The following is a 12,303-nucleotide window of genomic DNA, read 5'->3' as shown; positions in this document are numbered from 1 at the left end:
AGAGGTATGAACTTATGTTATCCAGATTTGTGGAAGAAGGATCGAAAATAGAGCTCCGCGCATTGCAGCGGGGGTTGGAGGAAAAGGGAGCAGAAAGCACGGCAAAGGTGTACCAGAGCCGGGTGCTGCAGATTCTGTCGGAGGATACCCTGGAGATCTCCATGCCCATGGAGCAGACCAGACTGATACTTTTGCCGGTGGACTCGGAATACGACATGATCTTTTTCGAGGAGAACAGCCTGTACCAGTGCTTTGCAAGGATCATAGACCGGTACAAAAGCAACAACGTATATGTGCTGGTCATGGAACTGACCAGCAATCTGCGGAAATATCAGAGAAGAGAATATTATCGTTTCAGCTGCGCACTGGATATGTGTGCCAGAAATCTGGAGGAAGAAGAGATCCAGGCACTGGAGAAAAATTCTCCTTATGAACTGCAGCCGGGACTTCCTTTGAAACACAGCGTGATCGTGGACATCAGCGGCGGAGGACTGCGATTTGTGTCTACCCAGCGATATGAACCCGGCAGTCTGATCCTGTGCAGTTATCATCTGGTGAAAGACGGAGAACAGAAAAAGTACGAGGTGGTAGGCAAAGTACTGGCGGTAAGAGAACTGGAGAAACGCAAGGGGACGTTCGAACACCGGGTACAGTACTATAACCTGGACGTAAATACAAGAGAAGAAATCATCCGCTTTATTTTTGAAGAAGAGCGTAAGAGTCGTAAAAAGGAGAGATTGGACTAATGCCAAAAAAAATACTGGTTGTTGATGACTCTGCACTCATGAGAAGAGTGCTGTGTGATATAATAGATACTGACATAAGGTTCCAGGTGGCTGACCGGGCAAAAGACGGATTGGAAGCATTCGATCTGTTGAGCCGAAACAGTTACGACGCAGTTGTCCTGGATGTGAATATGCCGCGTATGAACGGCCTGCAGCTTTTACAGGAGCTGCGTAAATACAAGATTCCCGCCCGTGTGATGATGGCCAGCACCGATACGAAGGAAGGCGCCAGAACCACTCTGGATGCTCTGGAACTGGGAGCGTTGGATTTTGTACATAAGCCGGACAGCGCAGTAGACTGTCGTGGTGAGAATTTCCGCAGAGAATTCCTGCGGACACTGAATGTGGTAGCGAACAGCAAACTGCCGGTATTTGCCGAGGAAGCGAAGCTTACCGAGGAAAAAGGCACGGTAAAAGAGATGATGAAGATCATCAATCATCATCCGGTCAGCGTGTCGGGTAGCAAGGTCGTAGCCATTGCCAGTTCCACAGGAGGCCCGAAATCTCTCCAGTCGGTGATTCCCTTATTGCCGGCGAATCTGGATGCACCGGTGCTGGTAGTACAGCATATGCCTGTGGGATTCACAGCATCCCTTGCAGAACGGCTGGATAATTTGAGCCAGCTTCATGTAAAGGAAGCAGCAGAGGGAGAAGAACTGAAAAAGGGATGGGTCTACATCGCCATGGGCGGCAAACACCTTAATGTTGTCACATCCCCGGCTGGACGCCATACGCTGCATCTGTCGGAGGAACCTTACAGGGAAGGTGTCAGACCCTGTGCCAATTATATGTATGAGTCCCTGCAGACCAGCCGCTTTGATTCGGTAGTCTGCGCCGTTATGACGGGAATGGGAGCGGACGGAACGGAAGGAATCGGGAAACTGAAAGCTTCCAAAAAGTCCTATGTGATTGCACAGGATCAGGATACCAGCGTAGTATTTGGAATGCCTAAGAGTATCATCGCAGCCGGGCTGGCAGATCAGGTAGTACCGTTAGATCAGATCGCCCAGGAGATCATACTGCATGTAGGAGTAGTAAAGTAGCAAGCAATATATGCCGTTTCCGGCAATACCGTGACCGGCAGAATGGAGGAAGAGATGGACGTAAGCCAATATCTTGAAATTTTTCTGGATGAAACAAATGAACATCTGCAGAACTTGAACACACAGATTCTGGAACTGGAGTCAGATCCTGAAAACATGGACAATATCAATGAGATATTCCGTGCCGCGCATTCCCTGAAAGGAATGGCAGGAACCATGGGCTACAAGCGTATGCAGAACCTGACCCATGACATGGAGAATGTGTTCTCGGAAGTACGTAACGGCAATATTAAAGTAAAACCGGAAATGATCGATGTATTGTTCCAGTGTCTGGATGCTCTGGAAGAGTACAAGAACAATATTCAGGAGACCTCTGATGAGGGAACCAACGACAATGAGAATCTGATCAAGGCCCTGAATGATATTTTAAACGATGGCAAGACGGAGGAGGCTCCCGCTGCCAAGGAAGAGGCTCCCACTGCCACAGCACCTGCAGCTGAATCCGGCGCAGACGGTGGTGAAAAATGGAATGACATTGCTTTTGATGACAGCCAGATCCGTGTGATCAAAGAGGCTATGAAGCAGGGTAAAAATGTATACGGCATCAATGTAGTGGTACAGGAAAGCTGTATCCTGAAGGCCGCAAGAGCATTCCTGGTATTCAAGGCAGTGGAGGAAAAAGGTGAGATCATCGTATCCATGCCCAGCGCACAGGATGTAGAGGATGAGAAGTTCGACAAGGACTTCACACTGATCGTTCTGTCTGATTACTCTCTGGATGATATTATCAAGTCCGCAGAGAGCGTATCTGAGATCGCACAGGTAACCGGTGCGGTACTGGAACTGGAGAAGACCAAGAATTACCATGCGGAAGAGGAAGCAATCGAACCCGCAGAAGAGAAGAAGGAAGCAGTGGCAGAGGTCAAGGCTGCAGAACAGCCCAAGAAGGAAGAAAAGAAGCCTGTAGCCGCAGCCAAGGCACCGGAAAAGAAACCCGCCAATAAGCCGGTCGTCAACCGTACCGTGCGTGTAGATATTGAAAAACTGGATTCCCTGATGAATCTGGTAAGTGAGCTGATCATTGCCAAGAACTCTCTGGTAGCTGCGTCCAGCAATGACCAGGGCAATAATTCCGCATTCAATGAGCAGATCGAGTATCTGGAAAACGTAACCACGAACCTTCATGAATCTGTAATGAAGGTACGAATGGTACCTATTGAGAGCGTTGTTGTGAAGTTCCCCAGAATGATCCGTGATCTGTCCAAGAAGCTGGACAAGAAGATGGAATTGTATATGAGTGGTGAAGAGACCGAACTGGATCGTACCGTAGTAGACGAGATCGGAGATCCTCTGATGCATCTGCTTCGTAATTCCGCAGACCATGGTCTGGAATCCGCAGAGGTACGTGCACAGCGTGGCAAGCCGGAACAGGGATCTATCTTCCTGGATGCTTATCAGGATGGTAATAACGTAGTCATCGAAGTAAGGGATGATGGTAACGGTATTGATGTAGAAGCTGTTAAGAATAAAGCAATCGAACGTAATCTGGTAACCACGGAGCAGGCTGCTAATATGTCTGAGAAGGATATTATCAACCTGCTGTTCCAGCCTGGATTCTCTACTTCTGAGAAGGTGACCGACGTTTCCGGCAGAGGTGTAGGTCTGGATGTTGTTAAGTCCAAGATCGAATCCTTAAGCGGTGAAGTGGAAGTGAAATCCAAGTGGGGAGAGGGAAGTACCTGGACCATTCGACTGCCTCTGACCCTTGCAATTATCCAGGCACTGATGGTAGTCGTAGGAGGAGAAAAATATGCGATCTCTCTGGGATCCATCCAGACGATCGAAGATATCTCTCCCAACGATATCAAACTGGTAGAGAACAAAGAAGTGATCAACTTGAGAGGAACCGTGATTCCTCTGATCCGTCTGACTGAGGTACTGGATGTAGAGAGTACCAGATCCCCTGAGGACAACCTGATCGTTGTCATTGTCAAGAAGGGCGATAAGATGGCAGGTCTGGTTATCGACGAACTGATCGGACAGCAGGAGATCGTTATAAAGTCTCTTGGCAAATACATCAAGCAGTGCAAATTCATCAGTGGTGCAACGATCCTTGGTGACGGCGAAGTAGCACTGATCCTGGATGCCAACGCATTACTGTAAGGAGGGAGATGACAGTTATGGAAGAACTTAGCATGAAAGAAACTTTAAAGGCCGGAGACGAGCGTAAAGTTGAGGAGGATTTTTTCCAGTATATTGTGATCCGCCTCGGAGATGAGCAGTACGGTATCGATATCCGATACATTGACAATATTGTAAGAATGCAGCATATCACCAGAGTGCCCAAGGTACCCGCATATTTAAAAGGTGTCATCAATCTGCGTGGTGAGGTTCTGCCGGTCATGAGTCTTCGCGTGAAGATGGGACTGGAGGCAGACGAACTGACCCGTGCTACCAGAATCATCATTCTGAAGCAGGAACAGCAGGGCAGTGTAGGAATCATTGTGGATGAAGTAAGAGAAGTAGTGACTCTGGGAAGCAGTGAGATTGAGAAATTATCACAGAATACCGCTGAGAGCAAAAAGAGCTTTATTACAGGTGTAGGCAAACACAATGGGGAACTGATCTCTCTGTTGGATCTGAATTCCATCACATTGGAGGAAAATGCATAAAGGAGACTGATCCATGGGAGATCTGAGTTTAGAGAAAGTTTCGGAAACATATCTGGACGTTTTAAAAGAAATTGGCAACATTGGAGCGGGCAACGCTATGACAGCACTCTCCCAGATGCTGAACTGTAAGGTAGATATGAAGGTACCGCAGGTAAAGCTTTTGGATTTCAACGAAGTAGGAGCATTGATGGGAGGAGAAGAGCAGGTAATGGTCGGTGTCTTCCTGGGAGTGGAAGGAGATATCACCGGCAGCATGATGTTTCTGGTAGAACAGGGCAGCGCCAAGCATCTTCTCCATAAGATCATGGGAGACATGGTACAGCAGGAAGGGTTCTCCGAGATCGAATTTTCTGCCATGCAGGAGATCGGCAACATTATTACGGGAGCTTACCTGAATTCCCTGTCCATGATGACGAATCTGACCATTATTCCTACCCCACCGTCTCTGACACTGGATATGGCAGGAGCTATTCTCAGTGTTCCAGCCATTGAATTCGGAACATTGGGAGACAAGATTCTGCTGATACAATCTCAGTTTTATGACGAAGTTGAGATCGACGGATATTTTATTCTGGTTCCCGATATTGAATCCTACCCGAAGATTCTGACATCTTTGGGAATACCTATAGCATAGATTCAGAAGCGCAGAAGAAGGGGAGCAGAATGAGCGAGATTATTAAAGTAGGGATGGCGGACCTGAAGACCTGTGTAAGCCCAGATGGAGTGACAACTCTGGGACTGGGCTCCTGCGTGGGAATCGCAATCCGCGACCCGGTGACAAAAATAGGCGGTCTGGCACATATTATGCTGCCGGACAGCACTACGATCCGTAACAGCAGTCAGAACATTGCAAAATTTGCAGATACCGGAATCGATGAACTGGTACGACAGATGGAGAAGCTGGGAGCCAAAAAAGCGAGAATGGTTGCCAAGATTGCTGGCGGAGCTACTATGTTCACGTTTCAGGGGAAAAACGACATGATGCAGGTGGGGGACCGTAACGTGGAGGCTGTGAAGAAGAAACTGAAAGAGATCAGTATTCCTATTTTGGCACAGGATACAGGTAAGAATTACGGAAGAACCGTAACTTTTTATCCGGAGACCGGAGAGTTCCATATTCGTGCGGTAGGAAAGAGTGAGTCCATCATTTAAGGATGGATGACCGGATGGGTAAATTATGAACAGAAAGAATATGCCATTGCTTTTGATGCTGATCGCAGGTGCGTGTACCTGGATCGTAACGCTGGTGAGAAGTTATTCGTTACTGGCAAGTCTTGTGGCACTTTTTACTGTTATGCTGCTGTTTTATTGTCTGGGAAGTGTGATCCGGCTGTTGCTGGACCGGTTCGACAGACAGAATGAAGAGAAGGCAAAACAGGAGCAGGAAGAAAAAGAGAAGGCTTTACAAGAGGAAGAAGCTGCTGGGTCACAGGAGGACACAGCGCAGAAGGGTGTAAGCGATTCGAATGGATGAAGCCGGTAAGAAAAGGTTATTAGAAGAATATGCTGCTAATAAACGACCGGAGACCAGAGAACAGTTGATACTGGAGTATGCTCCGCTAGTCAAGGCAGTAGCGGGACGGCTGAGTATGTATCTGGGCTATAATGTGGATTACGAAGACCTGGTCAGTTACGGGATTTTTGGACTGATTGATGCCATTGACAAGTTCGACTGCCTCAAAGAGGTAAAGTTTGAGACTTATGCCAGTCTGAGGATCCGGGGAGCCATTCTGGACCAGATCCGTAAAATGGACTGGATTCCCCGAACGATAAGACAACGGCAGAAGAAGATCGACGCGGTCATCAAGGAAGTGGAACAGACCACGGGACGCAGTGCAACGGATGAAGACATTGCAGCGGGACTGGGAATTTCTTCAGAGGAATATCTGGACTGGCAGTCCCAGATGAAGATCACCGGCCTGATATCCCTGAACGAGTATATGGATCAGGGAAGTGATGTCTCACAGGATTATAGCAGACATATGACAGCACGTTTTGATGGTCCGGAAGAAAGTGTGGAAAAAGAAGAACTGACCAAGGTTCTGGGAGAAGCACTGGAACTTCTGACGGAAAAGGAAAAGAAAGTAGTTACGCTATATTATTATGAGGATCTGACATTGAAGGAAATCAGTAACATTCTGGAGGTGTCGGAGTCCAGGGTATCCCAGCTACATACCCGTGCTTTACAGAAAATGAAGACAAAAATGGGAGACTACATGGGACTTTTGTAGAACCTCGTTGACCCGTAATGGAATGCGGGATGGGAAGGCAGAGGAAAAGGCGTATGCAGAATGGCTATTTTCAAGTGGTGAGAACACCGGGAGGTTATGGATTACAGATCTTCCAACCCAAGGATGGAGGAGAGGACGTAAGACTGCAGGAGGTAATGGATTATCTGGACAGACAATCCATACCTTATGATCCCATGTCCATTAAAAAGGCGATACTCGCAGAAGAAGACGCGGTCTGCTTTCTGGAACGAAAGGATTGTCCGGAAATCGAGGAATCCTGTCGTATAGAAGTCAGTGAGGACAATTTGCAGGCAATCGTACGGTTCTATCCGGCTTCACAGACCGGGAAACGGGCAACAATGGACAGTGTGATCAAAGATCTCCGGTTCCGGAATATTGTCTATGGAATCCAGATGAGTGTTCTGCAGGATCATTTTATGTCTGACGGAATTTATTGCACCGATCTGGTAGTGGCCCGGGGAAAAGAACCCAGACATGGCACAGACGCCTATATCAAATATTATTTTAATACGGATGTTCACGCACAGCCGACACTGAAAGATGATGGGACGGTGGATTATTTCCATCTGAACATGATCAACCCCTGTAAAAAGGGACAGCTGCTGGCAGAGGTCATTCCGGAGGACGAGGGAGAGTACGGAACTACCGTACAGGGTGCCAAGATCCGGCCCAGACAGGTGAAAAAAGCCCATCTGGAGTTCGGTCATAATATAGAGATTTCCGAAGACCGGAGAAGACTCACTTCTCTGGTGGATGGACATGTTTCCCTGGTAGAGGGAAAGGTGTTTGTATCGGATGTCTACGAAGTGGAAAATGTGGATCTGTCTACCGGAAATATTGATTTTGAGGGAAGCGTACAGGTAAATGGCAATGTTTCCTCCAATTTCGTCATCCGGGCAGGCGGCAATGTGATCATAAGCGGTGTCGTGGAAGGTGCCTACATTGAGGCTGGGGGCAATATCATCATTGCCCGCGGAATGAATGGTATGGCAAAGGGTACGCTGAAAGCTGGGGGCAATATTGTGGCAAAATTCCTGGAGAATGCTACAGCCAGTGCCGGAGGCTATGTCAGCACGGAGTCGATCCTGCACAGCAATGTGATAGCGGCAACAGAGATTCAGGTAACCGGCAAGCGAGGATTTATCACCGGCGGTCATGTACGTGCCGGACAGAAGATTGAGGTTAAGACGCTGGGGGCAATGCTGGGAGCGCCGACGGTAGTGGAAGTTGGTGTGGATCCGGAGAAAAAGGCAGAATATATGAAGATGCAGAAGGAAGTCTCCGAGATTGTGAAGAATATCCGCAGTCTGCAGCCGATCCTTGCGAATTTTGCAGAAAAAAAGAGCAAGGGAGTCCGTTTTACACCGGATCAGATCAACTATATCAGAAACACTGCAGCTTCCATGGAGACACTCAATAAGAGTCTGGAGGAAAAGAACCGGCGTATGCAGGAACTGCAGCTGGAGTTCAATCCGCAGGAGCGGGCCATGGTGCAGGTACGGGGAGAAGTGTACCCGGGTACTACGATCATCATCGGAGATTCTTCCATGCAGGTGAAGAGTACCTATCATTATTGCCGGTTCGAGCGCATTGACGGAGATGTGAAGTCCACACCATTGTAACCGGCAGCAGATTGTTGCAGGAACAGAAAATGGCAGAAAAGAGGAATGTCTTATGTCGTTTGGATCTTTGGAGGTTGCGTCGATCCCGCGAACGCAGGATTACACGACGATGAAGCAGAATGAAGACAATAAGGGTGCATTTCAACAGATGACGCTGGGAGAGCATGCACAGAAACAGAGTGAACAGCGGACCAGAGAAGTGCACAGCAGTGATAATGCAGACTGGTATACGGGGCAGTATGATGCCAAGGAAAAAGGAAAGAATGAGTATGCCGGTAACGGTGGTAAACACCGGAAAAAAGAAAATTCCGAAAAAGATGGTGTGGTGGTGACGAAACAGCATCAGGGATTTGACATTAAGATCTGAGAATACAAAGGAAAAGCAGTATGGGTATATTAGAAGTGGTTCTGCTGATCGCAGGAATCGTAATATTTATAGGAAGTTTTTTATTGCCTTCCGGAAAAGAAAGCGGAATCAATAAAGAAGCAGCAAAAGAAGAGATCAAAGGTCTTATGGAAGAAGAAATGCAGACAGTTCGCAGTCAGATGCAGGATAAAATGGACGAGACCTCGGAAGATGCGCTGGAGAAGGCGGAACGTTCCTTGGAACGTCTGACTAATGAAAAGATCATGGCAGTGAGTGAATATTCCGATACGGTATTGCAGGAAATTCACAAGAACCATGAGGAAGCCATGTTTTTATACGATATGCTGAACAATAAGCATGCCAATATCAAAGATACCGTATCCAAAATGGATAAGGCAGTGAAGGCGGCAGAAGACAAGGCTAAGGTCAAAGCGGAAGAGAACGTGAAGACACAGAAGGAGAATGTGACGGAAGAACAGCTGACAGAAGTACAGGAACCGGCAGAGACGATAGAGCCGTCCGGCTCCCCGGAGATCGGATTCATGGGGGAGACCGCAGAAGAAGGTCAGAACAATAACGAGAAGATTCTGGAAATGCACAGACAGGGCAAATCCACAGTGGCGATTGCCAAGGAACTGGGGCTGGGTGTCGGTGAAGTAAAGCTTGTGATCGACCTATATAAGGCCTGACAGTAATCGTGTGAATTAAGGACGGAGATATCGATGAAATTAAAATATTATCTGCGAGGTCTCGGAATCGGTATGATCGTGACGGCATTGATCCTGGGAATCAGTTTTTCCAACCGGCAGGATCAGACATCCCAGATCATGACGGATGACCAGATCAGAGAGCGTGCGGCAGAACTTGGAATGGTGGACAGCAGTGAACTGACGCTGGCGGCACTGCAAAACAGTGCAAAACAGCCGACGGAAGGCACAGCGGAGGAAAACACGCAGACACAGGAACAGAACAATATAGAAGCGGAACCGGAGACCACGGTTCCCGCAGAGACACAGGCTACGGTGGAACCGGAGACAACTCAGGAACCGGAAACTACAGCAGAGCCAGAGCCTGAGAAGACGGCGGAACCTGAAAAGACGGCGGCACCGGAGACAACCGCAGAGCCGGAAGTAACCGAAGCACCACAGCGGACACAGACCGCCAGCATAACAATCCAGAGAGGCGATGATTCCGGCAGTGCCAGCAGACGGCTCTATGAGGCCGGACTGGTGGAGAATGCAAAGGCATTTGACAATTATTTATGCAACAACGGCTACAGCCGCAGTATCAATCCCGGCACATATGAGATCGCTCCCGGGACTTCCGAAGAGGAAATTGCTAAAATAATCACAGGAAAACATTAAAAACCCCTTGTCATAGGGGTTTTTCTATGTTATAATCGCACTGTTGTGACAAAAAACACGCCTTTCGATTTGACGATGGTGCTCCTGCCAAAATGCAGAGGTCTTCGCCAGAGCTAACCGGGTTCTTAACGCGTCCCGGCAGAAAAGAAATGCGGAAGATTTTAACCAAATGGAGGTAAAGACATGAGCGTTATTTCTATGAAGCAGTTACTTGAAGCAGGTGTTCATTTTGGACATCAGACCAGAAGATGGAACCCTAAGATGGCTCCTTACATCTTCACCGAGAGAAACGGTATCCACATCATCGACCTGCAGAAGTCCGTTGTAAAGGTTGACGAGGCTTACAAGGCAGTATCCGAGATCGCCGCACAGGGTGGCACCATTCTGTTCGTTGGTACCAAGAAGCAGGCACAGGACGCTGTAAAGGTTGAGGCTGAGCGTTGTGGTATGTACTATGTAAACGAGAGATGGTTGGGTGGTATGCTGACCAACTTCAGAACCATCCAGTCCCGTATCGCAAGACTGCATGCAATCGAGACCATGTCTCAGGACGGTACTTTCGATGTACTGCCTAAGAAGGAAGTTATTCAGTTAAAGAAAGAATGGGAGAAGCTGGAGAAGAACCTGGGCGGTATCAAGAACATGACCAGAGTTCCCGACGCTATCTTCGTTGTAGATCCCAAGAAGGAGAGAATCTGCGTACAGGAAGCTCATGCACTGGGCATCACTCTGATTGGTATCGGTGATACCAACTGTGATCCTGAAGAGTTGGATTACATCATCCCCGGTAATGATGACGCTATCAGAGCCGTTAAGCTGATCGTTTCCAAGATGGCTGATGCTGTGATCGAAGCAAAGCAGGGCGAAGCTGTATACAGTGACGCTGACGTTGCTACCGAGGCTGAGGATATCGAAGAGGTTGCAGCTGACGCCGAATAATCCGATTCCATAAGAAAAGCATAGGAACCCAGATTGCGATGCCTGTCATTACGGTCTGGGTTCTTGAGGATAATATATTAATTAAGAAGAGAGGATAAAAAAATGGCAATTACCGCATCTATGGTAAAAGAGCTCCGTGAAATGACCGGCGCTGGTATGATGGATTGTAAGAAGGCTCTGAACGAGACCAATGGAGATATGGACGCAGCTGTTGAGTTCCTGAGAAAGAACGGACAGGCTAAGGCTGAGAAGAAAGCAAGCCGTATCGCAGCAGAAGGTGTTGCTCGAGCAGCTATCTCCGCAGATGGCAAGACCGCTTGCGTAATCGAAGTAAACTCCGAGACCGACTTCGTTGCAAAGAACGAGACCTTTACTTCTTTCGTAGAGGCTGTTAATGCAGCAGCACTTGCTTCCGATTTACAGGGTGGCAAGGATGGCGAAGATATCGAAGCACTGTTAGCAGTTCCTTTCGAAGGCGCAACCGTTAAGGATGCTCTGGTAGAGAAGACTGCAACCATCGGTGAGAAGCTGTCCATTCGCCGTTTCGAGAAGGTAGCCGGAGATGTAGCAGTATCCTACATCCATGGTGGCGGCCGTATCGGTGTTATCGTTGCAGCTAACGGCGCATCTGATGACGCAGCAAGAGAAGCACTGACCAACATCGCTATGCAGGTAGCAGCTATGAATCCTACCTACATCAGCAGAAATGATATTTCCGCAGAAGAGCTGGCTAAGTTACAGGAGATCACTGTTGACGCAGCTCTGAACGATCCTGCATCCCTGCCTAAGCCCATTCTGAACAAGCTGATCGACAAGGCTATGAACAGTTCTGCATGGAGCGATGAGGACAAGGCTATCTACGAAGAGAAGAAGAGCAACATGAACTACCTGTTCAACTTTCTGTCCAAAGAAGCTGCAGCTGCTCTGGCTGAGCTGGCTATGGCTGACAAGGACGCTATCGTATCTGACAAGATCTTCAAGGGTCTGGCAGACGGTCGTGTATCCAAGCAGCTGAAGGAGATCTGTCTGTTAGATCAGACCTACGTTAAGGCTGAGGATGGCAAGCAGACCGTAGCTAAGTATTTGGAGAGCGTTAACAAGGCTCTGACCATCGCTAAGGTTGTTCGCTTCGAAGTTGGCGAAGGCATGGAAAAGAAGAATGAAGACTTCGCAGCAGAAGTTGCCGCTCAGATGAAAGGTTAATTATAGGATGATACGATAGAAAAAGGCATACGCGAGTATGCCTTTTTTGTTTGATG

The 12,303-nt window shown here is 48.1% G+C and carries 14 protein-coding genes; all 14 read left to right on the top strand.

Annotation, left to right across the window (positions count from 1 at the left end; genetic code table 11):
• The first annotated feature begins 14 nt into the window (after positions 1-14).
• The 14 genes from DWZ61_RS02275 to tsf all read left to right on the top strand — a co-directional run bounded on the left by DWZ61_RS02275 (position 15) and on the right by tsf (position 12,247).
• Positions 15-746: a flagellar brake domain-containing protein gene (locus tag DWZ61_RS02275; RefSeq protein ID WP_117467252.1), complete on the top strand. Its 732-nt coding sequence runs from the start codon at positions 15-17 to the stop codon at positions 744-746.
• The gene (cheB, locus tag DWZ61_RS02270) at positions 746-1,828 is read left to right on the top strand and encodes a chemotaxis-specific protein-glutamate methyltransferase CheB (protein WP_118502498.1); all 1,083 of its coding nucleotides are present in this window, start codon (positions 746-748) and stop codon (positions 1,826-1,828) included. Before DWZ61_RS02275 ends, cheB begins: the two co-directional genes overlap by 1 nt.
• A gap of 54 nt (positions 1,829-1,882) precedes the next feature.
• The gene (locus DWZ61_RS02265) at positions 1,883-3,991 is read left to right on the top strand and encodes a chemotaxis protein CheA (RefSeq protein ID WP_118537277.1); all 2,109 of its coding nucleotides are present in this window, start codon (positions 1,883-1,885) and stop codon (positions 3,989-3,991) included.
• Positions 3,992-4,008: 17 nt separating this feature from the next.
• On the top strand, positions 4,009-4,500 hold the full coding sequence (locus tag DWZ61_RS02260) for a chemotaxis protein CheW (RefSeq protein WP_022313062.1): 492 nt from the start codon (positions 4,009-4,011) through the stop codon (positions 4,498-4,500).
• 13 nt (positions 4,501-4,513) lie between these two features.
• Positions 4,514-5,134 (top strand): chemotaxis protein CheC, encoded by a 621-nt coding sequence (locus DWZ61_RS02255; RefSeq protein ID WP_022313061.1) that lies wholly within the window; start codon positions 4,514-4,516, stop codon positions 5,132-5,134.
• Positions 5,135-5,163: 29 nt separating this feature from the next.
• Positions 5,164-5,652: a chemotaxis protein CheD gene (locus DWZ61_RS02250; RefSeq protein WP_022313060.1), complete on the top strand. Its 489-nt coding sequence runs from the start codon at positions 5,164-5,166 to the stop codon at positions 5,650-5,652.
• Between the two features lie 25 nt (positions 5,653-5,677).
• Positions 5,678-5,974, top strand: a complete 297-nt coding sequence (locus tag DWZ61_RS02245) for a hypothetical protein (RefSeq protein WP_022313059.1) — start codon at positions 5,678-5,680, stop codon at positions 5,972-5,974.
• Positions 5,967-6,731, top strand: coding sequence for a FliA/WhiG family RNA polymerase sigma factor (locus tag DWZ61_RS02240; protein WP_022313058.1), 765 nt, complete (start codon positions 5,967-5,969; stop codon positions 6,729-6,731). The genes DWZ61_RS02245 and DWZ61_RS02240 overlap by 8 nt, the downstream gene beginning before the upstream one ends.
• Positions 6,732-6,784: 53 nt before the next feature.
• On the top strand, positions 6,785-8,374 hold the full coding sequence (locus DWZ61_RS02235; RefSeq protein ID WP_182426966.1) for a FapA family protein: 1,590 nt from the start codon (positions 6,785-6,787) through the stop codon (positions 8,372-8,374).
• A gap of 52 nt (positions 8,375-8,426) precedes the next feature.
• Complete coding sequence (locus DWZ61_RS02230; RefSeq protein ID WP_022313056.1) at positions 8,427-8,741, top strand: hypothetical protein; 315 nt, start codon at positions 8,427-8,429, stop codon at positions 8,739-8,741.
• Positions 8,742-8,761: 20 nt separating this feature from the next.
• Positions 8,762-9,430 carry a DUF6115 domain-containing protein gene (locus tag DWZ61_RS02225; protein WP_118502488.1) on the top strand — a complete coding sequence of 223 codons (669 nt, stop codon included), beginning with the start codon at positions 8,762-8,764 and terminating at the stop codon, positions 9,428-9,430.
• 33 nt (positions 9,431-9,463) lie between these two features.
• Positions 9,464-10,105 carry a hypothetical protein gene (locus DWZ61_RS02220; protein WP_118537275.1) on the top strand — a complete coding sequence of 214 codons (642 nt, stop codon included), beginning with the start codon at positions 9,464-9,466 and terminating at the stop codon, positions 10,103-10,105.
• 183 nt (positions 10,106-10,288) lie between these two features.
• A complete protein-coding gene (rpsB, locus tag DWZ61_RS02215; RefSeq protein WP_022153930.1) occupies positions 10,289-11,044 on the top strand; it encodes a 30S ribosomal protein S2 in 756 nt (251 codons plus the stop codon).
• A gap of 102 nt (positions 11,045-11,146) precedes the next feature.
• On the top strand, positions 11,147-12,247 hold the full coding sequence (gene tsf, locus DWZ61_RS02210) for a translation elongation factor Ts (protein WP_022313053.1): 1,101 nt from the start codon (positions 11,147-11,149) through the stop codon (positions 12,245-12,247).
• Positions 12,248-12,303 lie beyond the last annotated feature (56 nt).

The sequence above is a fragment of the Clostridium sp. AF34-10BH genome (assembly GCF_003478095.1).
In the GTDB taxonomy this organism is placed as follows: Bacteria; Bacillota; Clostridia; order Lachnospirales; family Lachnospiraceae; genus Acetatifactor; species Acetatifactor acetigignens.
Note: the sequence above shows the minus strand (reverse complement) of the source record. Positions and strands in the feature narration are given on the sequence as shown.

Coding starts and splice junctions, on each gene's coding strand:
- DWZ61_RS02275 (WP_117467252.1), top strand. CDS start 15: ATGTTATCCAGATTTGTGGAAGAAGGATCGAAAATAGAGCTCCGCGCA.
- cheB (WP_118502498.1), top strand. CDS start 746: ATGCCAAAAAAAATACTGGTTGTTGATGACTCTGCACTCATGAGAAGA.
- DWZ61_RS02265 (WP_118537277.1), top strand. CDS start 1,883: ATGGACGTAAGCCAATATCTTGAAATTTTTCTGGATGAAACAAATGAA.
- DWZ61_RS02260 (WP_022313062.1), top strand. CDS start 4,009: ATGGAAGAACTTAGCATGAAAGAAACTTTAAAGGCCGGAGACGAGCGT.
- DWZ61_RS02255 (WP_022313061.1), top strand. CDS start 4,514: ATGGGAGATCTGAGTTTAGAGAAAGTTTCGGAAACATATCTGGACGTT.
- DWZ61_RS02250 (WP_022313060.1), top strand. CDS start 5,164: ATGAGCGAGATTATTAAAGTAGGGATGGCGGACCTGAAGACCTGTGTA.
- DWZ61_RS02245 (WP_022313059.1), top strand. CDS start 5,678: ATGAACAGAAAGAATATGCCATTGCTTTTGATGCTGATCGCAGGTGCG.
- DWZ61_RS02240 (WP_022313058.1), top strand. CDS start 5,967: ATGGATGAAGCCGGTAAGAAAAGGTTATTAGAAGAATATGCTGCTAAT.
- DWZ61_RS02235 (WP_182426966.1), top strand. CDS start 6,785: ATGCAGAATGGCTATTTTCAAGTGGTGAGAACACCGGGAGGTTATGGA.
- DWZ61_RS02230 (WP_022313056.1), top strand. CDS start 8,427: ATGTCGTTTGGATCTTTGGAGGTTGCGTCGATCCCGCGAACGCAGGAT.
- DWZ61_RS02225 (WP_118502488.1), top strand. CDS start 8,762: ATGGGTATATTAGAAGTGGTTCTGCTGATCGCAGGAATCGTAATATTT.
- DWZ61_RS02220 (WP_118537275.1), top strand. CDS start 9,464: ATGAAATTAAAATATTATCTGCGAGGTCTCGGAATCGGTATGATCGTG.
- rpsB (WP_022153930.1), top strand. CDS start 10,289: ATGAGCGTTATTTCTATGAAGCAGTTACTTGAAGCAGGTGTTCATTTT.
- tsf (WP_022313053.1), top strand. CDS start 11,147: ATGGCAATTACCGCATCTATGGTAAAAGAGCTCCGTGAAATGACCGGC.